Annotated in this window: 13 protein-coding genes and 1 pseudogene; 10 read left to right on the top strand and 4 right to left on the bottom strand. The window is 72.9% G+C overall.

Going from position 1 to position 20,394, the window contains the following annotated elements:
* Positions 1-12: 12 nt before the first annotated feature.
* From ACZ67M_RS27720 to ACZ67M_RS27710, 3 genes are all read left to right on the top strand, one after another.
* The gene (locus ACZ67M_RS27720; protein ID WP_361359862.1) at positions 13-930 is read left to right on the top strand and encodes a carbohydrate ABC transporter permease; all 918 of its coding nucleotides are present in this window, start codon (positions 13-15) and stop codon (positions 928-930) included.
* 25 nt (positions 931-955) lie between these two features.
* Positions 956-2,683: a glycoside hydrolase family 43 protein gene (locus ACZ67M_RS27715; RefSeq protein WP_361359865.1), complete on the top strand. Its 1,728-nt coding sequence runs from the start codon at positions 956-958 to the stop codon at positions 2,681-2,683.
* A 97-nt stretch (positions 2,684-2,780) separates the two neighbouring features.
* Positions 2,781-3,821 (top strand): LacI family DNA-binding transcriptional regulator, encoded by a 1,041-nt coding sequence (locus ACZ67M_RS27710; protein WP_392018041.1) that lies wholly within the window; start codon positions 2,781-2,783, stop codon positions 3,819-3,821.
* Positions 3,822-3,831: 10 nt separating this feature from the next.
* On the opposite strand, the gene ACZ67M_RS27705 is transcribed toward ACZ67M_RS27710, so the two are convergent.
* The gene (locus ACZ67M_RS27705; protein WP_469853572.1) at positions 3,832-5,451 is read right to left on the bottom strand and encodes an RICIN domain-containing protein; all 1,620 of its coding nucleotides are present in this window, start codon (positions 5,449-5,451) and stop codon (positions 3,832-3,834) included.
* 270 nt (positions 5,452-5,721) lie between these two features.
* Between ACZ67M_RS27705 and ACZ67M_RS27700 the strand changes: the two are divergent.
* From ACZ67M_RS27700 to sbnA, 7 genes and pseudogenes are all read left to right on the top strand, one after another.
* Positions 5,722-8,052, top strand: a pseudogene (locus tag ACZ67M_RS27700) (AbfB domain-containing protein); the annotation flags it as partial.
* A 54-nt stretch (positions 8,053-8,106) separates the two neighbouring features.
* A complete protein-coding gene (locus ACZ67M_RS27695) occupies positions 8,107-8,550 on the top strand; it encodes an AbfB domain-containing protein (protein ID WP_469853570.1) in 444 nt (147 codons plus the stop codon).
* A gap of 132 nt (positions 8,551-8,682) precedes the next feature.
* On the top strand, positions 8,683-11,208 hold the full coding sequence (locus ACZ67M_RS27690; RefSeq protein WP_392236463.1) for a Pls/PosA family non-ribosomal peptide synthetase: 2,526 nt from the start codon (positions 8,683-8,685) through the stop codon (positions 11,206-11,208).
* Positions 11,208-13,676, top strand: coding sequence for a non-ribosomal peptide synthetase (locus ACZ67M_RS27685; RefSeq protein WP_469853297.1), 2,469 nt, complete (start codon positions 11,208-11,210; stop codon positions 13,674-13,676). Before ACZ67M_RS27690 ends, ACZ67M_RS27685 begins: the two co-directional genes overlap by 1 nt.
* Positions 13,677-13,701: 25 nt before the next feature.
* Positions 13,702-14,733 (top strand): TauD/TfdA family dioxygenase, encoded by a 1,032-nt coding sequence (locus ACZ67M_RS27680; RefSeq protein ID WP_469853295.1) that lies wholly within the window; start codon positions 13,702-13,704, stop codon positions 14,731-14,733.
* Positions 14,730-15,800 (top strand): 2,3-diaminopropionate biosynthesis protein SbnB, encoded by a 1,071-nt coding sequence (sbnB, locus tag ACZ67M_RS27675; protein ID WP_467321577.1) that lies wholly within the window; start codon positions 14,730-14,732, stop codon positions 15,798-15,800. The genes ACZ67M_RS27680 and sbnB overlap by 4 nt, the downstream gene beginning before the upstream one ends.
* A 41-nt stretch (positions 15,801-15,841) precedes the next feature.
* The gene (sbnA, locus tag ACZ67M_RS27670) at positions 15,842-16,843 is read left to right on the top strand and encodes a 2,3-diaminopropionate biosynthesis protein SbnA (RefSeq protein ID WP_361359887.1); all 1,002 of its coding nucleotides are present in this window, start codon (positions 15,842-15,844) and stop codon (positions 16,841-16,843) included.
* On the opposite strand, the gene ACZ67M_RS27665 is transcribed toward sbnA, so the two are convergent.
* The 3 genes from ACZ67M_RS27665 to ACZ67M_RS27655 form a co-directional block, all read right to left on the bottom strand.
* Complete coding sequence (locus tag ACZ67M_RS27665; RefSeq protein ID WP_469853293.1) at positions 16,824-17,606, bottom strand: anti-sigma factor; 783 nt, start codon at positions 17,604-17,606, stop codon at positions 16,824-16,826. The genes sbnA and ACZ67M_RS27665 overlap by 20 nt on opposite strands.
* A complete protein-coding gene (sigK, locus tag ACZ67M_RS27660; RefSeq protein ID WP_469853291.1) occupies positions 17,603-18,190 on the bottom strand; it encodes an ECF RNA polymerase sigma factor SigK in 588 nt (195 codons plus the stop codon). Before sigK ends, ACZ67M_RS27665 begins: the two co-directional genes overlap by 4 nt.
* A gap of 187 nt (positions 18,191-18,377) precedes the next feature.
* Positions 18,378-20,393 carry an ATP-binding protein gene (locus ACZ67M_RS27655; protein ID WP_469853290.1) on the bottom strand — a complete coding sequence of 672 codons (2,016 nt, stop codon included), beginning with the start codon at positions 20,391-20,393 and terminating at the stop codon, positions 18,378-18,380.
* Position 20,394: the final 1 nt, after the last annotated feature.

Below are 20,394 nucleotides of genomic sequence, written 5' to 3'. Positions count from 1 at the left end.
CCTGGAGACCCAATGGCCGTCACCACCCCACCCCGAGTCCCGGCACCCGGTCCGGGTGCCACCGCCCGCCGCCGCGCCCTGCGGACCGTCCCGAAGCGCGGACCGGGCAGGCTCGACAAGGCCGGACCCCTCGCCTACGCCCTCCTGGCGGCGATCACCGCCGCCTCCGTCTTCCCCCTCTACTGGAGCGTCGTCGTCGCCTCGCACGACGACAACTCCGTCCTCGCCGGCTCCACACCGCCCCTGGTGCCCGGCGGCCACCTGATCGAGAACATCCAGCGCGTCTTCGAGCTGTCCGCCTTCTGGCAGGCCCTCGGCAACTCCTTCGCCGTCGCCGGCACCACCGCCGTCAGCAACGTCCTGCTCTCCTCCCTGGCCGGCTTCGCCTTCGCCAAGCTCCGCTTCCGGGGCCGCAACCCGTTGCTGGTCTGTGTGGTGATCACCGTCATGGTCCCGACCCAGCTCGGCATCATCCCGCTGTACATGCTCGTCACCGACATGGGCCTGTACGGCAAGCTGTCCGCGCTGATCGTGCCCGCGCTGGTCTCCGCCGTGGGCGTCTTCTGGATGCGCCAGGCCGTCGAGGAGAACATCCCCGACGAACTGATCGAGGCCGCCCGCATGGACGGCGCCGGACTCCTGCGCACGTACTGGCACGTGGTGGTGCCCGGGGTGCGGACGACGGCGACGGTCCTCGCCATGTTCACCTTCATGTTCGCCTGGAACGACTACTTCTGGCCGCTGATCGCCCTGCCGCCGGAGAACGGCACCGTGCAGATCGCCCTCAACCAGCTGGCCGCCGGCTACTACACGGACTACACCCTGATGCTCGCCGGCGTCGTCGTCTCCGTCCTGCCCGTCCTCGCGGCCTTCACCCTGCTCGCCCGGCGCATCGTCTCCGGCGTGATGGCCGGCGCCGTCAAGGGCTGACGCACCCCTCATCCCCGGAGAACACATGACTGCCGTGCCCACCGCTCCCGGCCAGGACCGGTCCGAGAGCCGAACGCCCGACGGGCGGCGAGGCCCCGACATCGTCAACCCCGTCCTGCCCGGCTTCCACCCCGACCCGTCGATCCTGCGCGTCGGCGACGACTACTACATCGCCACCTCCACCTTCGAATGGCTCCCCGGGGTCGCCGTCCACCACTCCCGCGACCTCGTCAACTGGCGTTCGCTCGGCGGCATCCTGCGCGAGGAACGCCTGATCGACCTGGCCGGCCGGCCCGACTCCGGCGGCGTCTGGGCGCCCTGCCTGACCCACAGCGACGGACTCTTCCACCTCGTCTACAGCGACGTCACCAACCTCTCCGGTGCCTTCAAGGACGTACGCAACCATGTCATCACCGCCCCCGCCCTCGACGGACCCTGGTCCGACCCGGCGCCCTTCCCCTCGCACGGCTTCGACCCGTCCCTCTTCCACGACGACGGCCCGGACGGCGACGGACGCAGCTGGGCGCTGTGGATGGAGTGGGACCACCGTCCCGGCCGCCACCCCTTCGCGGGCATCCTCCTCCAGGAGTGGGACCGCGGGGAGCGCCGGGTCACCGGCCCGCTGCACCGGATCTTCGGCGGCACCCGGCTCGCCCACACCGAGGGCCCGCACGTCTACCGACGGGACGGCTGGTACTACCTGATGACCGCGGAGGGCGGCACCTCCTGGTCGCACGCCGTGACCGTCGCCCGCGCCAGAAACCTGACCGGCCCCTACGAGGCCGACCCGGCCGGCCCTCTCCTCACCTCCGCCGGACACGACCGGCTGCCCCTCCAGAAGGCCGGACACGGCAGCCTCGTCACGACCCCGGACGGCGAGTGGTACCTCGCCCACCTCCTGGCGCGGCCGCTCGGCCCGCTCGGCCCGTGCGTACTCGGCCGGGAGACGGCCATCCAGCGTGTCGTGTGGACGGCCGACGGCTGGCCGCGCCTGGACGGCGAACCGCCCACCGGAGACCGGGGCGGCCCACTGCCGCGCACCGTCGTGCCCGGACCCGCCCTGCCCCCGGCCCCCGCACCCCGCCCACCCGTCCGGGACGACTTCGACCGGCCGCGTCTCGCCGTCCCCTGGGCAACCCTGCGCCGCCATCCGGACCCCTCCTGGCTGAACCTGACCCAACGCCCGGGCCACCTGCGGCTGCGCGGCGGCCAGTCACTCGGCTCCACCCACGGCCAGAGCCTGGTGGCGCGGCGCCAGCAGGCCAAGGACTTCGTCTTCTCGGCCCGACTCGAGGCCGCACCGCGCTCACCGCTCCAGATGGCGGGCATCGTCCACTACTACAACTCGACCCTCTGGCACTATCTGCACCTGACCTGGGACGAGAACCTCGGCCGGGTGCTGCGCGTCGGACTGTGCGCCCACGGCCGGTACTTCGAGCCCGCACCCCCGGTGGCGGTACCGCCCGGCGCCGTGGACCTGCGGCTGACGGTCCGCGGGGCGCAGGGCGCCTTCGCCTGGCGCGGCAGCCGGGCGACGGGCTGGCGCCGGACCGGTCCCGACCTCGACGTCACCCGGCTCTCCGACGAGAGCGCGACCCTCGGCGACCCGTCGACCGGACACTTCACGGCGTGGGGGTTCACCGGAGCCTTCGCCGGGCTGTGCGCCCAGGACCTCACCGGTGCCCGGATGACCGCCGACTTCGCCTGGGCGGAGTACCGGCACACCCCGCCCGGCCCCGACGAGGCGAGGTGAGCCCGGCGGAGGGACCGTGGCAGACTCCTGCGTGGCGGCCCCCGGAGTGGCGGAGTACGCACCACCCAGCGGAACGGACACCTCGAATGACACTCGCATGACGGCGGAGAAGCCCGACGCCCGGGCCCGGGTCACCCTGAGCATGATCGCGTCCGAGGCGGGGGTGTCCGTGTCCACCGTCTCCAAGGTCCTGCACGGGCGCTCCGACATCTCCACGGACACCAAGGACCGCGTCGAGGCGGTCATGGAACACCTCGGATACCAGCGCCGTCCCACCCGCCGCCGTGGCGCCGTCGTCGACCTCGTCCTCAACGAACTCGACAGCCTCTGGTCGGTGGAGATCATCCGCGGGGTCGACGAGGTGCTCCATGAGGCCGGGGCGAGCATGGTCCTGTCGGCGGTGCACGGACGCAGCTCCGACACCCGGGAGTGGATCGACCAGCTCGCCGCCCGACGCAGCAACGGGGCGATCCTCGTCGTCTCCGACCTCACCCCGCAGCAGCGCAAACGGCTGGCCGCGCTGGAGGTCCCGTTCGTCCTGCTCGACCCCGTCGGCAGCGTGGACGCGCTGGTCCCCACCGTCGGCGCCACCAACTGGGCGGGCGCGGTGAGCGCCACCCGGCACCTCATCGACCTCGGCCACACCCGGATCGCCCACCTGGCCGGCCCTCGGCACGTGCTGTGCAGCAGGGCGCGCGCCGACGGCTTCCGCGCCACCATGGAGTCGGCCGAACTCCCGGTGCCGGCGGGCTGGGTGCCGCACGGGGAGTTCAACGACACCTCCGGCCGCGCCGAGACGGCCCGCCTGCTGGACGCGGCCGTGGCCGCCGGGGAGGAGCCGCCCACCGCCCTCTTCGCCGCCAGCGACCTCCAGGCCCTCGGCGCCTTCGAGGCGCTGCGCGAACGCGGTTACGCCATCCCGGACGACGTCGGGCTCGTCGGCTTCGACGACCTCCCCGTGGCCCGCTGGACCCACCCGCCGCTGACCACGGTCCGCCAGCCGTTGCAGGACATGGCCTCGATGGCCGCCCACACCCTGCTGCGCATCATCGACGGCGAGCCCGCCGAGCGGCTCCGGCTCGAACTCCCCACCCAACTGGTGGTGCGGGGCAGCACCGCCCGGCGGGCCACACCGTGATCCGCGCCGGTCAGACCCGCAGCAGCCGCCAGAGCTGCGGCTGGAGGCCGTTGCAGGTCCACTGCTGGACGTTGCCGCCCGGTGCCCGGGAGCCCTCGGCCACGTCCAGGCACCGGCCGCCCGCGCGGGCGACCAGCCGGTAGTAGCCCCGGCCCGCGTTCTCCAGCCGCCAGTCCTGGGCGGCCGACCCGTTGCAGTGCCACTGCCGGACGTTCGCGCCCGGTGCGGTGGAGCCGTTCTCCACGTCCAGGCAGTGGCCGCTGTTCCGGCCGGTCAGCGTGAAGTGGCCGCCGCCGCGGGCGCGCAGGGTCCAGTCCTGCGGACCGAGCCCGTTGCACGTCCACTGCTGGACGTTGCCCCCGGGCTCCCGCGAGTCGGCCGCGACGTCGAGGCAGTGCCCGCTGTTCGCGTTCACCAGCCGGTGGAGCGCGCCGTCCACGACGCCCGCCGCGTCACCGGTGCCGGTGAGACTCCCGGTGGCGAAGTACGGCTTGCACACCGAGCCGTCCCAGTCGGTGGCGATCTCCAGCACCCGCCGGCCGTCCGCCGAGGGCAGCAGCGGCGAGCTGTAGTTCTGGCAGTAGTTGACCTCCGGCGCCTCCACCGCGACCGGCGCCTCGATCTCGTACCAGGGCCCGCTGCCGTTCTCCGTGTTGGCGAGGATGGTGCGGCCGCTGTCCGCCGCGGGCGTACCGTCCTTGTTGAGCAGCCGCTGCGCGATCAGCAGCAGCCGTCCGTTCGGAGCGCCGTCCGGGGAGGGTGCCCAGGCGACGGTGGGCGCGGCGCGGAGGTACTTGCCGTCCACCGTCTCCGGCCGGTACCCGAGGAAGGCGGGGTCGCCCCAGTTCCACCCGTCCGCCGAGGTCCGGAAGTGGACCACGCACTGGTACTGGCCGCCGGGGTTGCAGATCTCGAAGCTCATGAAGTAGCTGCCGTCGGGCAGTTGCCGCACCATCGGCATGCCCGGCCGGTCCGCTGACACTCCGCTCGCCACGGTGTCGTGGTGGCCCTGCCAGTGGACGCCGTCGTAGCTGCGCGCGGCGACCAGCTTCTGACTGTGCCCGGGGTCCGTCTCGTCCGCGTAGTGGCAGACCAGCGCGCCGTCCGCGGCCACCGAGAACTCGGGTTCCCACAGGCCGCCGGTGCCGCCGGCGACGGCACAGGAGGAGAGGTAGGACCAGGTGCGCCCCACGTCGTCGCTCCGCCAGATTCTGAGCGCCATCCGGCGGTCCTGCTCGTCCTGACCGGCCGACGAGGCCCACAGCAGCGTGCCGGCCCGCAACCCGCCCACCTGCCGGGGCAGTTCGAAGAGCGTGGCGCAGCACAGGCCCTGGCCCGCCGCGGAGTCCGGGTCGACGACCCGGCCGACCTCGCGGAAGCTCGCACCCTGGTCGGTGCTCTCGTGGATGGCGCCGACGCCGTTGTTGCCGTCGAAGGTGACGACGCTCGCGAGGACGCGCCCGTTGGCCGCGCCGTTGTGCCCGAGCCGGACGGCGCGCGGGTAGAGACCGGTGCCGTCACGCAACGGCGTTCCCGTGGCGGCGGGGGAGGCGGCCGGGGACCGGCCGGACACCTGCGGTGTGCCGGCGGTGGCGGGAACGGCCAGGGACAGGCCGAGGACGCCGGTCATCAGACAGAGCGCGGCCCGGGTACGGGCGCGCCGGAGGAGGTGGTACAGGCGGAGGATCACGACGGTCTTCCTTCCCGCGAGGACGAAATCCGCGCCAGGGTAGAGCCGCGTGTACATCGATGTAAACAGGAGTGACGCCCTGGCTCTCGCTGAAGGAAAATGTTTGTTTCTAGCTCTTACTGAGGGACTTCGTTGAAGTCTGTTTCCGTGCTACGTTCCCCGCGTCTCAGTCGCTCACCCACGTGTGCCCCTGCGCTCAGGAGGAGTTCGATGCGACGTCTCATCGCCTGTCTGGCGGCTCTGCTGATGTTGACCGGAAGTGCCGTACTGCTCGGCGGCACCGCTTCTGCGGTTGTCATGCCCAAGACACCTCCGCTCTCGACTCCGTGGACCGGCCAGGTGTCCACCACCAACCCCCTGCCCGAGTACCCGAGACCCCAGATGACGCGGCCCGAGTGGCAGTCGCTCAACGGGGAGTGGGAGTTCCTCAACCCGCCGGCCGACGGCGCGGGCAACGTCGACCGCGACGCCGCACCGCCGATCGGCCAGACCCTGCCCGAACGCATCCTGGTGCCCTACCCGGTGGAGTCGGCCCTGTCCGGCATCATGCGCAACGACAACCGGGACCTGATGTTCTACAAGCGGTCCTTCACCGTCCCGCAGAGCTGGAACGGGAGACGGGTGCAACTCCACTTCGGGGCCGTCGACCACGAGGCCACCGTCTGGGTCAACGGCACCCGGGTCACCTCCCACAAGGGCGGCTACGACCGCTTCGAGGCCGACATCACCCCGCAGCTCAGGAGCGGCGCCAACGAACTGATCGTGCGCGTCTACGACCCGACCGACGGGCGCGGCGAGAAGCAGACCGTCGGCAAGCAGGTGAACAACCCCGGCGGCATCTTCTACACGCCCACCTCCGGGATTTGGCAGACCGTCTGGATGGAGCCCACACCCGTGTCGTCGGTCTACTCCGTCGACATCCGGCCCAGCCTGTCGGACAACACCGCCCGGGTCCGCGTCTTCACCCGGGGCAACGTCGACGGCCACACCGTGCTGGCCGAGGCGATGAACGGCACGGCCGTCGTGGGCCGCGCCACCGGCGGCTTCACCGAGTTCTCCGTACCCGTCCCCGACGCCCGCCGCTGGTCGCCCGACGACCCCTTCCTGTACGACCTGCGGGTCACCCTGCGCAATGCCTCGGGCGCCGCGGTGGACACCGTCACCAGCTACTTCGGCATGCGCGAGATCGGCACCAAGAAGATCGACGGGGTCATGCGCCCCACGCTCAACGGTGAGTTCGTCTTCCAGATCGGCACCCTCGACCAGGGCTTCTGGCCCGACGGTCTCTACACCGCGCCCACCGACGACGCTCTCGCCTTCGACCTGCGCAAGCACAAGGAACTCGGCTTCAACATGGTCCGCAAGCACATCAAGGTCGAGCCGGCCCGCTGGTACTACCACGCCGACCGGCTCGGGCTGCTGGTGTGGCAGGACATCCCGTCCACACCGGCCTTCGACCACGCCCGGACCCCGGCGCAGACCGCGCAGTTCGAGACCGAGGCGCGCGAGATCGTCGACGAACACCGCTTCTCACCGGCCGTCGTCACCTACGTCCCGTTCAACGAGGGCTGGGGCGAATGGGACCTCGCCGCCACCCGGCGCGTCACCACCGCTCTGGAGAACCAGGACCCGGCCCGGCTGATGAACCCGCACAGCGGCTACAACTGCTGCGACTCCAGGGGCGACCCGGGCACCGGCGACATCATCGACTGGCACGTCTACACCGGCCCCGACGCACCGCGCCCCTCCGACACCCGCGTCTCGGTGCTCGGCGAGTTCGGCGGCATCGGACTGCGCACGCCCGGCCACGAGTACAGCCCCAACGGCCAGTTCTTCGCCTACGAGCAGGTCGGCAGCAGCGAGCAGCTCAACGACCGCTACACCGGCATGGTCCGCGACGTCCGGCAGCTCATGACCACCAAGGGGCTGTCCGCCTACGTCTACACCGAGATCACCGACGTGGAGGGCGAGTACAACGGCCTGCTCACCTACGACCGGCGCGTGCAGAAGGTCGACACCGGGCAGGTGCGCCAGGCCCACACGGCGCTCCTCGACGCCTCCCGCAACCTCAACGCCCCGGCCGGACTCACCCTCGGCCACGTCCGCTCGTTCAGGGTGACCACGTCCGGCCACACCGACCGCTACCTGCGGCACGCCGACTCGGTGGCCCGCACCGACGTGCTGAGCACCGGTTCCGCGGACGGCGCGCGCCAGGACGCTTCCTTCCGCACCGTCGCGGGGCTGGCCGACCCGCGCTGCTTCTCCTTCGAGTCGGTCAACCAGCCGGGCCGCTATCTGCGGCACGCCGACAGCAGGGTCCGCATCGACTCCGACACCGGCGGCCCGTTCGCCGCCGACGCCACCTGGTGCTCCCGGCCGGGCCTGGCCGCGGGCGGCGTCTCCTTCGAGGCGTCCAACCAGCCGGGCAGCTACCTGCGCCACTACGCCGACCAGGTGTACCTGGCCCGCGGCGGCGGCCCGAACCCGTGGGACACCAGCACGTCCTTCGCCGCGGACGCCACCTGGAACGCCGGGGAGCCGGCACTGTGGCGCAGCTCCGTCCTGCTGCCCACCGACCGGCGCCAGTCCCTGCGGGTGACCACGTGGGGCCACACCAACCGGTACCTCAGGCACGCCGACAGCCTCGCCCACACGGAGATCGTCGACGCCAACAGCTCCGGCCTGCTCAAACAGGACGCCACCTGGACCCTGCGGCGCGGGCTCGCTGACTCGTCGTGCTACTCCTTCGAGTCGGTGAACTACCCGGGCCGGTTCCTGCGCCACGCCGACAGCCGGGCCCGCACCGCGACCGACGACGGCTCGGCCCTCTTCCGGCAGGACGCCACCTTCTGCGCCCGCCCCGGAATCGGCGGTCCGGGCGTCACCTTCGAATCGATCAACATCCCGGGCTCCTATCTACGGCACTTCGAGTCCGCGGTGTACATCGCCTCCGGAAGCGGCGCCCCGGGCACCTACAACCGCCCGCAGACCCTCACGGCCGACGCGACGTGGAGCATCGCGGCCCCCTGGGCACCCTGACCGAACGCGCACCGAGCGACCGCGGACCTCTCCGGGCAAGAAAACCCGCGCTCCCCTCATACCTCTCCCTCCCGGCGACGAATACCTGGCAGACGGCAAGACGTCCGACAGGCAGCGGCCCAGGGAGCCCTCATGACGGGACAGCGGCTAGAGGTGCGGGGGACGGCCCCCGCCCACCTTCCCGGAGAGTCCGCGGATTCCTCGGCCGACCGTACACAGGAGACGTTCGCCAGGCTGCTCGCCGACGTGGTGCACGTCGCGGAGGTGCACCCCGACAGTCACTTCTTCAACGACCTCGGCGCCGACTCCCTGGTGATGGCCCACTTCTGCGCCCGGGTCAGGAAGCGGCCGGACCTGCCGTCCGTGTCGATGCGCGACATCTACCGGCACCCGAGCGTCGGCGCCCTGACCGCGGCGCTCGCGCACCCGCCGACGCCGGCTCCCGAGCCGGCGACGACCGTGTCCGAGGCGCCGGTGGCACCGGAGCCGCCACCGGCCGGCCGGCCCCACCACCTGCTCTGCGGCGTACTCCAGGTCCTGAGCTACTTCGGCTACGCGGGGCTGCTCGCGGTCGTCACCACTCTCGGCTACGACTGGATCTCCGCCGGAAGTGGTCTGCTCGACACGTACCTGAGGTCCGTGGCGTTCGGCGCCGTGCTCCTCGTCGTCCTGTCCGCCCTCCCGGTGATCGCGAAGTGGCTGCTCGTCGGCCGGTGGCAGCCGACCCGGTTCCGGGTCTGGAGCCTCGTCTACGTCCGCTTCTGGCTGGTCAGGACGCTGATCCGGACGAGCCCCCTCGCCCTGTTCGCCGGCACGCCGCTGTTCCCCCTGTACCTGAGGGCGCTCGGGGCGCGCGTCGGCAAAGGAGTGACGTTCCTTTCGCGCGGCCTGCCCGTGTGCACCGATCTGCTGACGATCGGCGCCGGCACGGTCGTCCGCAAGGACTCGCTGCTCAGCTGCTACCGCGCCACCGACGGCGTGATCGAGACGGGTCCCGTCGCCCTCGGCCCCGACGCGGTCGTCGGTGAGGCGACCGTGCTGGACATCGGCACCTCACTCGGGCGCGGCTCCCAGCTGGGCCACGCCTCCTCGCTCCACACCGGCCAGGCGGTCCCGGACGGCGAGCGCTGGTACGGGTCACCCGCGCAGCCCGGCGGACCGGACTTCCGCCGGGTGGAGCCCGCCCCCTGCGGCACCGCACGGCGCGCCGGCTACGGAACCGTCCTCCTCCTGACCGCGCTGCTGGTCTACCTGCCGGTCGCGGTGGGGCTGGTCGACGTACTGGGCTCCCGCGTCCTGGAGGGTGCCTCGGTGCCGGGCCAGGGACCGGTGACACCGGTCAACTGGGTGTTCTACGCCGACCTGCTGGTGGTCACGTCCGCGGCCTTCTTCGGTGCCGTGCTCCTCGCGATCCTGGTCGTGGGGACCGTCCCGCGCCTGGTGAGCCGGTGGGTCGTCCCCGGCCGGACGTACCCGCTCTACGGCATGCACCACGGCCTGCACCGGGCGACGGCCCTGATCAGCAACCGGAAGTCACTCACCCGGCTGTTCGGCGACAGCACGAGCATCGTGCACTACCTGCGCTGGATCGGGTACGACCTGTGCCGGATCGAGCAGACCGGCTCGAACTTCGGCACCCAGGTCAAGCACGAGAGCCCCTTCGTCAGCGTGGTCGGCACCGGCACCATGGTCGCCGACGGCCTCTCGCTGATGAACGCCGAGTACTCCGGCTCCTCGTTCCGGCTGAGGCGGACCGCCGTCGGCGCGCACAACTTCCTCGGCAACCGGATCGCCTACCCGCCGGACGGCAGGACCGGCGACAACTGCCTCCTGGCGACCAAGGTGAACATCCCCCTCGACGGGCCGCTGCGGCACGACGTCGGCCTGCTCGGCTCCCCCTCCTTCGAGATCCCGCGTTCGGTGCCGCGGGACAGCACCTTCGACGAGCTGAAGGAGGGCGACGGGCTGCGCCGCCGCCTGGCGGCCAAGAACCGCCACAACGCGACGACGATGGCCTGTCACCTGTTCACGGGCTGGCTGTTCTTCTTCTGCGTCAGCCTGCTCTACGCCTCGGCGGCGAGCCTGTACCCGCAGTGGGGCACGGTGGTCGTCGCGCTGGCCAACGCCCTCCTGCTGCCCTTCGCCCTCGTGTACTTCGTCCTGGTGGAGCGGGCCGTCGTCGCCCTGCATCCCCCGGGACCGCTGTTCTGCTCGATCTACGACCCCCGGTTCTGGCTGCGGGAACGCTACTGGAAGATCCCCTCGGAGACGTACTTCCGGATCCTCAACGGCACCCCGTTCAAGAGCGTCCTGTGGCGCATGCTCGGTGTCCGGGTCGGCGCCCGGGTCTTCGACGACGGTTGCAGCCTGACCGAACGCCAGATGGTCACCATCGGCGACGACTGCACCCTCAACGCCGGAAGCGTCGTGCAGTGCCACTCGCAGGAGGACGGCACCTTCAAGTCGGACCGCAGCGCGATCGGTTCCGGCTGCACCCTCGGCGTCGGCGCCTTCGTGCACTACGGCGTGACGGTCGGCGACGGCGCGGAACTGGCGGCGGACGTGTTCCTGATGAAGGGCGAGACCGTGCCCGCCCACGCCCGCTGGACGGGCAATCCGGCCCGCCCGGCGGCCCACGGCGACGGAGGCGAAACGTGATGGCGACCGCGACGACCGAACGGCACGCCCCCGTCCCCGAGGCGCAGGCCGGCACCGGCACAACGTCCCTGCCGCGCTGGACGCGCACGCCCGTGCCCGGCACGGCCGAGCACACCGTCACCCTCCCCGACGCCCTGACGGCGGCGCTGCGCCGGCGGGCCGGTGAACTCGGCGTACCGCTCACTGCGATCGTGCTGGCCGCGCACGCCAAGGTGCTGTCGCTGCTCTCCGGCGACCGCACCGTCCGTGCCGGGCACCTGACGTCCGGCTCCGGACCGCTGCCCTGGGAACTGACGATCCGCCCCGGCACCTGGGGCGACCTCGTGCACGCGGCCCGGCGGGCGGCGCCGACGCCCACCACCCGGCCGGCGCCCGCGCCCGGCTTCGAGGTCGTCCTCGACCCGGCCGGCGACGCGTCCACGGCCCTCCCCGACGGCACCGTCCTCGCCGTCACGGCGGGGGAGCGGGACGGCCGGCGCGTACTGCGCCTGCGGTACCGCACCGACGCGCTGGACGCGGACTGCGCCGACCGGATCGGCGGCTACCACCTGGCCGCCCTCGAACAGATCGCCGCCGACCCCGGCACCCCCCACGACCGGCGGACCCTGCTCTCCCCGGACGAGGTCCGCCGCCAGTTCGACGGACTCGCCGGGCCGCGCAGGGACCTGCCCGACCGCCGCGTCCACGAACTGTTCGAGGAGCGCGCACGGATCCACCCCGAGGCCGTCGCCGTCGTGCACCGCGACCGGCACTGGACGTACCGGGAGCTGGACACCCGCGCCAACCGGCTGGCACACGCCCTGCTCGCGGAGGGGGTGCGCCCCGAGGACGTGGTCGCGGTGGCGACCGAGCGCGACCTGAACTGGGCCGCCGCCGTCCTCGCCGTCCTCAAGGCCGGGGCCGCCTACCTGCCCGTCGACCCGCACCACCCGCCCGACCGCATGACCACCGTGCTCGGCCGCGCCGGCTGCCGCCTCGTCCTCACCGAACCGGACAGCACGGCCCACCTGGACCGGGCCCTCACCGGCCTGCCCCGCACCCGCGCCCTGCTCGTCCCGGACGTCATCGAGCGGCCCGCCGACGGGACCGCCCCCGGCGTGCGCGTACCGGCCGACGGGCTCGCCTACGTCTTCTTCACATCGGGCTCCACCGGGGAACCCAAGGGCGCGATGTGCGAGCACGCGGGCCTGCTCAACCATCTCCACGCCAAGATCGACGACCTGGGCATCGGCGAGGGCACGGTGGTGGCGCAGACGGCGTCGCAGTGCTTCGACATCTCCCTGTGGCAACTGCTGGCCGGTCTGCTGACCGGTGGACGCACGCTGCTGGTCGGCCAGGACGCGATCCTGGACGCCGACCGCTTCCTCGACACGATCGCCGAGGGCCGGGTCGGCGTCCTCCAGCTCGTCCCCTCCTACCTCGACGTCGTCCTGAGCGCGCTGGAACGCCGCCCCCGCGAACTGCCCGACCTGCGGTGCGTGTCGGTCACCGGCGAGGAGCTGAAGGGCGGACTCGTCCGGCGGTGGTTCGGCTCCGGGCCCGGTGTCCGCCTGGTCAACGCCTACGGACTGACCGAGACGTCGGACGACACCAACCACGAGGTGATGGACGAGCCGCCCGCCACCGGCCGGACCCCCCTGGGCCGCCCCGTCCAGAACGTGCGCGTCTACGTCGTCGACGACCACCTCGACCCCGTCCCGCTCGGAGCCCCCGGCACCATCGCCTTCTCCGGCGTGTGCGTCGGCCGCGGCTACGTCAACGACCCGGAGCGCACCCGCGCCGCCTACCTGCCCGACCCGCACCGCCCGGGTGAACGCCTCTACCTGGGCGGCGACATCGGCCGCTGGCGGCCCGACGGAAAGCTGGAATTCCTCGGCCGTGCGGACGCGCAGGTGAAGATCCGCGGATTCCGCGTCGAACCCGGCGAGGTGGAGAACGCGCTGCTGCGGGTTGCCGGGGTCCGGGACTGCGCCGTCGTCGTGACCGGCGCCGAGGGGCACGGCCGTCAGCTGGCGGCCTTCTGCGCGGGCGACCAGCGCGTGTCCGCCGACGGCCTGCGCGAGCGGCTCGCGAACCTGCTGCCCGCGTACATGGTCCCGGCCTCCTTCCACCTGGTGGAGAGCCTGCCGCTCACCCCCAACGGCAAGACCGACCGCAAGGCGCTGGCCGCACTCGCCGAGGAACCCGGCGCCCCGGGCCACGACGACCGGACCCCGCGCACCCCCACCGAGGAACGGCTCGCGGCGGCCTGGGCCGACGTGCTCGGCCTGCCACCCGACCGGATCGGCCGGGGCGACGACTTCTTCGCGCTGGGCGGCACCTCCCTGTCCGCGGTGCGGCTCGCCGTCGCCCTCGACCGGGCGATCTCCCTGCGCGACCTCACCGGCCACCCGGCACTCGCCGAGCTGGCCCGCCTGCTCGACACCCGGACCGGCGCGGGATCCGCCGCACCGGCGGCCGGGACCTGAAGAGACACCTCCGAAGGAGGAACCCATGCTGTCCGCCCTGTTCCGCAAGCACCCGGCCGCCCCGACGCAGGCCCCGCCCACCGGGGTCCCCCCGGTGCCGGACAGCGACGCACCGCCGGTCCTTCAGGCCCCGGACTCGGCCGACCCCGCGTCCTGGGTGGCCGAGCACCGGGACACCCTGCGCGGCCTCGTTGCCGAGCACGGCGCGCTCACCGTCCGCGGTCTCGGCCTGCGCGACCCGGCCGGTGTCGAGGCGGTCCTCGGCCGGCTGGCCGCCCGTCCGACGACCGAACGGGAGGGCTTCGCCGCCCGCGAACGCCACGCGGAGGGCGTCTACTCGTCGTCGGCATGGCCGCAGAACCAACCGATGTGCATGCACCACGAGATGAGCTACGCGGTCCGCTGCCCCGGACTCCTGCTGTTCGCCTGCCTCCGGCCGCCCACCGCGGGCGGGGCCACCGCCGTGGCCGACTCGGCCGCCGTACTGCGGTCGCTGCCACCCGAGGTGGCCGACCGGTTCGAGCGCGAGGGCTGGATGCTCACCCGGGCCTACCACGACGAGATCGGCACCTCGCCCGAGCAGTCCTTCGGCACCGACGACCGGGCCGGGGTCGAGGCGTACTGCCGCGCCCACGCCATCGACTGGTCCTGGCAGCCGGACGGTTCGCTGCGCACCCGGCAGCACCGCGGCGCCGTGGTCCGCCACCCGGTCTCCGGTCTGCGCTGCTGGTTCAACCAGATCGCGTTCCTCAACGAGTGGACCATGGCCTCCGAGGTCCGGGAGTTCCTCGTGGAGGAGTACGGGCCCGACGGTCTCCCCTTCAACACCCTGTACGGCAACGGCGAGCCGGTGCCCCCGGACGTCGTGGAGCAGATCAACAAGACCTACGAGGCGCACACGGTACGCCGGCCCTGGCAGGCCGGGGACCTGATGGTCGTGGACAACATCCGTACCGCGCACAGCCGGGAGGCGTACGAGGGACCGCGCGAGGTGCTGGTGGCGATGGGCGACCCCGTAGCGCCGGACGCCCGAGGATCCGAAGGGACAGCGTCATGACCACCGTACGACCCGGCACAGCCGCGACCGCGCTCACGGACACACCGTCCGTGCCGCCCTTCGCCGTCATCCCCGGCCGTCAGGTCCAGGAGGCCCTGCGGGGACAGGAGAAGGCCGTGGTGGACGTCGTGGAGGAGACCTACCGCCTGCACGGCGCCGGCCGCACCGTCAACCCGCCGTCCTCCTTCCTCCGGTTCACCGACCGGCCCACCGCGCGGATCATCGCGCTGCCCGCCTCCCTGGGCGGCGACCACGGCGTGGACGGCATCAAGTGGATATCGAGCTTCCCCACCAACGTCCCCTCCGGCTTCCCCAGGGCGTCGGCCGTCCTGGTCCTCAACGACCACGACACCGGCTACCCCTTGGCCTGTCTGGAGAGTTCGATCATCAGCGCCTCCCGGACCGCCGCGTCCGCCGCGTCGGCCGCCGACCGGCTGAGCCGGGGACGAGTCCGCCCCGCCCGGGTGGGCTTCGTCGGAGCGGGCCTGATCGCCCGGTACATCCACACCTACCTCGCGGCCACGGGCTGGTCGTTCGACGCCGTCGGCGTGCACGACGTGTCGGCCGAGAGCGCCGCCGGCTTCCGGACCTACCTGGAGCAGTCCGGCGCCGCCGGCCGGGTCACGGTGCACCGCGGCGCCGAGGAACTCGTCCGCACCAGCGACCTGATCGTCTTCGCCACCGTCGCCGACCGGCCGCACATCGACGAGCCGTCCTGGTTCCGCCACAACCCGGTGGTGCTCCACGTCTCCCTGCGCGACCTGGCCCCCCAGGTGCTCCTCTCCGCCACCAACGTCGTCGACGACATCGACCACTGCCTCCGGGCCTCGACCTCGCCCCACCTGACCGAACGTCTCACCGGCAGCCGCGCCTTCCTGCACGGCACGCTCGACGACGTGATGGCCGGCCGGGTCACCGTTCCGGCCGACCGGCCGGTGGTCTTCTCGCCGTTCGGTCTCGGAGTGCTCGACCTGGCCGTCGGCAAGTTCGTCTACGACGAGGTGGCGCGGTCCGGGGAGCTGCGGATCATCGACGACTTCTTCCACGAACTGAGGCGGCACGGCTGAGGCCGTCCCGCCGACCCACGGACACCTCCGAGGAGAGCATCGTGCCAGTCATCACCGCCCCCCAGTCCTTCAACGAGGAAGACCTCTACGTCGACCTCGCCCCGATGCTCGGGCACCGGCTCTTCCTCAAGTGCGAAGGCTTCAATTTCGCCGGCTCCATCAAGCTGAAGGCCGCCACCGAGATGGTGGAGTCCGCCGAACGCAGCGGAACGCTCTCCCCGGACTCCGTCCTGGTGGAGTCCTCCTCCGGCAATCTCGGCGTGGCGCTGAGCATGATCGCGGCGAGCAAGGGATACCGCTTCGTCTGCGTGACGGACTCCCGCTGCAACCTGACCACCCGGCTGATGATGGAAGCCCTGGGCAGCCAGGTGCACGTGGTCTCCGACGAGCACGCCACCGGGGGCCTGCTGGGCGCGCGGCTGGCCCACGTGCGGGCCCTGTGCGCCGCGGACGCGCACTACGTCTGGCTGAGTCAGTACACCAACGCCGACAACTGGCGGGCCCACTACTTCCGGACCGCTCCCGCCATCGCCCGCCGGTTCCCGCGTCTGGACGTGCTCTTCATCGGCGTCGGGACCACCGGCACCCTCATGGGGTGCGCCCGCTGGTTCCGCTCCTGGCACCGGCCGGTGCGGATCGTCGCCGTGGACAGTGTCGGCTCCGCCATCTTCGGGGACCCGCCGGGCCGCCGGATGATCCCGGGCCTGGGCATGAGCACCCGGCCGCCGCTCCTCGACGAGGCGTACGTGGACGAGGCGGTGCGCGTCGACGAGGTCGACACCATCCGCACCTGCCGGAGTCTGGCGCGGCGCGGTTTCCTCTTCGGCGGTTCCACCGGCACCGTGGTCAGCGGCGCGGCGAACTGGCTCGCCCGGCACGGGACGCCCGGCGTCACCCCCGTGGCCATCGCACCGGACCTCGGTGAGCGCTACCTCGACACCGTCTACCAGAGCAACTGGGTACAGGCCCTCTACGGCGACGACGCCCTCTCCCCGGAGCAGACGTCGTCGCGGGTCACGCGGGTCACGCGGGGAGGGCGATGACGCCGAGAGGCTTGGTGGTGGGCTGTGGTGAGCCGCCCGCGGGTTCCACCGTGATACCGACCGCGGTCGCCTGGCGGAGCGGCCCCTCCATCACGTGCGCCACGTCCCCGCCCGTGCCGGGCAGCAGACCGGCGGGCCAGTGCTCGTCCCCCCTTCCGTACCAGAGTTCGTAGACCTGGTCGCCGCTGAGCGGCGGGAGGCCGGCCGCGATGAACGCGGCCTCGCCCTCGCCGCGCGAGGTCACCACGCTCGCCGTCGCGCCGTCCGACAGCGTCGTCGTGCTGATGGTGGCGTCGGAAGCGGCCAGCACACTGGCGAGAGCCTCGGCGCCGGCCTCGGCCTCGTGGACCTGTTCTCGGGCCGTGTCCGCTTCCGAGTGCTGCCACCAGGCGATCCCCCCGAGCGCCGCGGCGGCCGCGACGGACGCCGCGAGGGCGAACCCCAGCACGCGTTGCCCCCTGCGTCGCCGCCGCGCCGCCGGAGCCTCGGCCTCGGTCTCGGTCAGGTCGCGGTCGGGGGCGACACGTCCCTCCTGACGTACGGTCCCGATCTGCGCGAGCACGCGCCGCCGCACCTCCGGGGAGGGCGCGCGCAGCTCCGCCGCGGCCAGCAGTGCCGCCGTCGCCGCCAGTTCGGCGGCCTCCTCCCGGCAGGCCGCGCAGCTCGCCAGGTGGTTCTCGAACGCGGCCTCCTCGCCGGGAGGCAGGGCGTGCAGCGTGTAGGCACCGACGTCGAGATGCGGGTCGCCGCCGCCCGCGGTCATGTTCCCGTCTCCACACACTCGCGCAGGCGCCGCAGCCCCTCACGCATCCGTGACTTGATGGTGCCGGCGGGGGCGGCGAGGGAATCGGCCACCTCCGCGTAGGTCAGGCCCTCGTAGTAGGCCAGCACCAGGGGCAGCCGCAGCTTCCGGGACAGCTCCGCCAGGCAGCGGAAGACCGTGCGGTGCTCCTCCCGCTCCTCGACCTCCTCGGCGACGGCGTCGAAGGGCCGGTCGAGTTCCGCGGCGCCGGTGCGCAGTTCGCGGGCACGGCCCGAGACCACGGACCGCACCCGGTCCACGGCCCGCCGGTGCGCGACGGTCAGCACCCAGTTCCGGGCGGCGCCCCGTTCCGGGCGGAAGCGGTCGGCGGTACGCCACACCTCCACCATCACGTCCTGGGTCACCTCCTCCGCCTGCGCCTCGTCTCTCAGAACCCGGAAGACCAGTCCCATCACCGCCGGCGCCAGGGCGTCGTAGACCCCGGCGAACGCCTGTTCGTCGCCGGCGGCGGCACGGGTGAGCAGCTCGTCCGCCCGGCTCTCGCCGGATGACCGTCCCGCGCCCGTCTCGGCTCCGTCGTCCATTCCCGCTCCTCCGCGCTCTGCACGACACTGGGGCATCCCAGCGGGGAGCGCACGCGGTCGGGAGCCGTCCGCCTGACGCGTTCACCGCCTGGCCGGACGACGGGAGCCGTGGGGCCGCACGGCCCTCACCCATGGTTCGTAGCCGCCGCCCCCTCGGATGCCGGTCGACCGCACGGACCGGCCGCCGTCACCCCCGGAAGGACGACCCCAGGAGTTCGGCCAGCACCTCCTGCGGTTCGCGGCCCACGCTGCGCTGCATCACGGTCTCGTACCCCTCGTCGCCGAGCACCGAGCGGACCGTGCTCTCGTAGTGGTCGCGCACCGCGCCCAGTTCCGGCGTGCCGCGCTGGGGGTGCCCGACCGAACTCCAGAGGGTCTCGCCGACCGCGTAGGCCCGCGCCGCGGGCTCGGCGGAGCCGGCGGCCGCGAGTGCCGCCGCCAGCACGTCCAGGCCCAGTGCCAGCCCGAAGCCGTCACCGATGCGCCGCTTGCCGTCCAGCATCGAACGGGCGTATGCGACCGCCTGCGGCGCACGGTCCTGGAAGAGCGAGATGAGGGCCAGCTGGTAGTCGGTGTAGGCGCGGGTCCACCACTCCCCGAGCGCGACGCAGTGCGCGCGCAGGGACTCGGCCTCCTCCCGCGCCCGGTCCAGGAAGCCCTGGCCGGTGAGGGCGAAGACCCGGACCAGGCGGCACATCATCGCGCCCGGGGTCGTGACCCCCGCCGACCGCCCCAGCGTCAGGTCCGCCGTGTGCCCGGCGGCCATGGGGCGCCCCGTGAGCAGATGGATGAGGCCCACCAGGTACGCCGCCCGCAGCCGGCCGTCCGCGTCCTCCACCTGCTCGGCCTCCCGGCCGCAGGCCTCCGCCAGGTCGACGGCGGCCCGGATGTCCCCGCGCAGGACCTGGGCGACGCCCAGCGCCCACAGCGCCCGGACCCGCGCCGGGCCGGGCGCCCCGGGCAGGGCGAGGGCGTCCTCCAGATAGCCGGCGGCCTCCGGGAGATGGCCGCAGCAGCTCCAGAAGAACCCGAGCAGGCCGGTCAGTTCGACGGCCGCGCGGGAGCGCGTGGCGAGGTAGTGGTCGAGCGCGGCACACAGATCGGCGTGAGCGTCCTCCGTCCACCGGTACCAGTGGGTCTGGTCCGGGCCCAGCCAGCCCGCGTCGGCGAGGCGCGCCTGCTCCAGGAAGAACCGGGCGTGCCGCTCGGACACCTGCCGTGCCTCGCCCAGTTCGTCGAGCCACATCCGCCCGTACTCGCGGACCGTGTCGAGCATGCGGTGCCGGCCGCCCCGCACGGTCACGACCGACCTGCGCTCCAGGCCCTGGAGTGCCGACGCCAGCAGCGGCGGCGTGAGCGGCCCGCCGCCGCAGACGGCGAGCACGGTGTCGCCGTCGACCGGGCCGCGGAACACCGACAGCCGCGCCCACAGCAGGCGCTCCGCCGGGGTGCACAGCTCGTGGCTCCAGCCCACGGTGGTGCGCACCGCGCGGTGCCGGGGCGGTCCGGCACTCCGGTCCGCGGCGAGGTCCAGGCGCGAGAGCAGCGTCTCCTCGACCTGTTCGATGCTCTGGCCGGCCAACTGGCCCGCCACCAGCTCCACGGCGAGCGGGATGCCTTGCAGCCACCGGCACAGGCGGCCCGCGGCGAGCAGATCCGTCGTGCCGTCCAGGGCGACGCCGAGCGCGGCGGCCCGGTCGCACAGGAGTCGCACCGCGTCCGTCTCGGCGGGGAGCGGGTCGACCTCCATGACCCGCTCACCGGTCAGCCCGAGCGGCTCCCGGCTGGTCGCCAGCACCGTCAGCCCCGGACTGGCCCGCAGCAGCCGGTCGACCAGGTCGCGGCAGCCGCTCGTGACGTGCTCACAGGAGTCCAGCACGAGCAGGCGCTGCTGGTCGGCCAGCCATCGGCCCAGCGCGTCGACCGGGTCGATCGCCGTGTGGTCGGAGAAGTCGAGGGCGTCCGCGACGGTCGCGGTGAGCAGCCGGTCGTCGGGCAGCGGCCAGAGGTCGGCCCACGCGACCGCCCGGCCGCCCGCGTCGCGCACGCGGTCCGCGGCCTGGAGGGCGAGCCGGCTCTTGCCGACCCCGCCCACCCCCGTGAGGGTCACCAGGCGCGGCTCACGCAACGCCTCGTCCAGGCGGTCCAGTTCGTTCGCGCGGCCGACGAAACCGGTCGGTATCTCAGGGAGATTGCTCAGCACG

This window comes from Streptomyces sp. NPDC107500 (assembly GCF_055582785.1).
The sequence above is the reverse complement of the archived record's forward strand: the minus strand, read 5'-3'. Positions and strand labels throughout refer to the sequence as shown.

Coding starts and splice junctions, on each gene's coding strand:
- ACZ67M_RS27680 (WP_469853295.1), top strand. CDS start 13,702: ATGCTGTCCGCCCTGTTCCGCAAGCACCCGGCCGCCCCGACGCAGGCC.
- ACZ67M_RS27705 (WP_469853572.1), bottom strand. CDS start 5,451: ATGACCGGCGTCCTCGGCCTGTCCCTGGCCGTTCCCGCCACCGCCGGC.
- ACZ67M_RS27665 (WP_469853293.1), bottom strand. CDS start 17,606: ATGACCGCGGGCGGCGGCGACCCGCATCTCGACGTCGGTGCCTACACG.
- ACZ67M_RS27690 (WP_392236463.1), top strand. CDS start 8,683: ATGACGGGACAGCGGCTAGAGGTGCGGGGGACGGCCCCCGCCCACCTT.
- sigK (WP_469853291.1), bottom strand. CDS start 18,190: ATGGACGACGGAGCCGAGACGGGCGCGGGACGGTCATCCGGCGAGAGC.
- ACZ67M_RS27715 (WP_361359865.1), top strand. CDS start 956: ATGACTGCCGTGCCCACCGCTCCCGGCCAGGACCGGTCCGAGAGCCGA.
- ACZ67M_RS27710 (WP_392018041.1), top strand. CDS start 2,781: ATGACGGCGGAGAAGCCCGACGCCCGGGCCCGGGTCACCCTGAGCATG.
- ACZ67M_RS27720 (WP_361359862.1), top strand. CDS start 13: ATGGCCGTCACCACCCCACCCCGAGTCCCGGCACCCGGTCCGGGTGCC.
- ACZ67M_RS27685 (WP_469853297.1), top strand. CDS start 11,208: ATGGCGACCGCGACGACCGAACGGCACGCCCCCGTCCCCGAGGCGCAG.
- sbnB (WP_467321577.1), top strand. CDS start 14,730: ATGACCACCGTACGACCCGGCACAGCCGCGACCGCGCTCACGGACACA.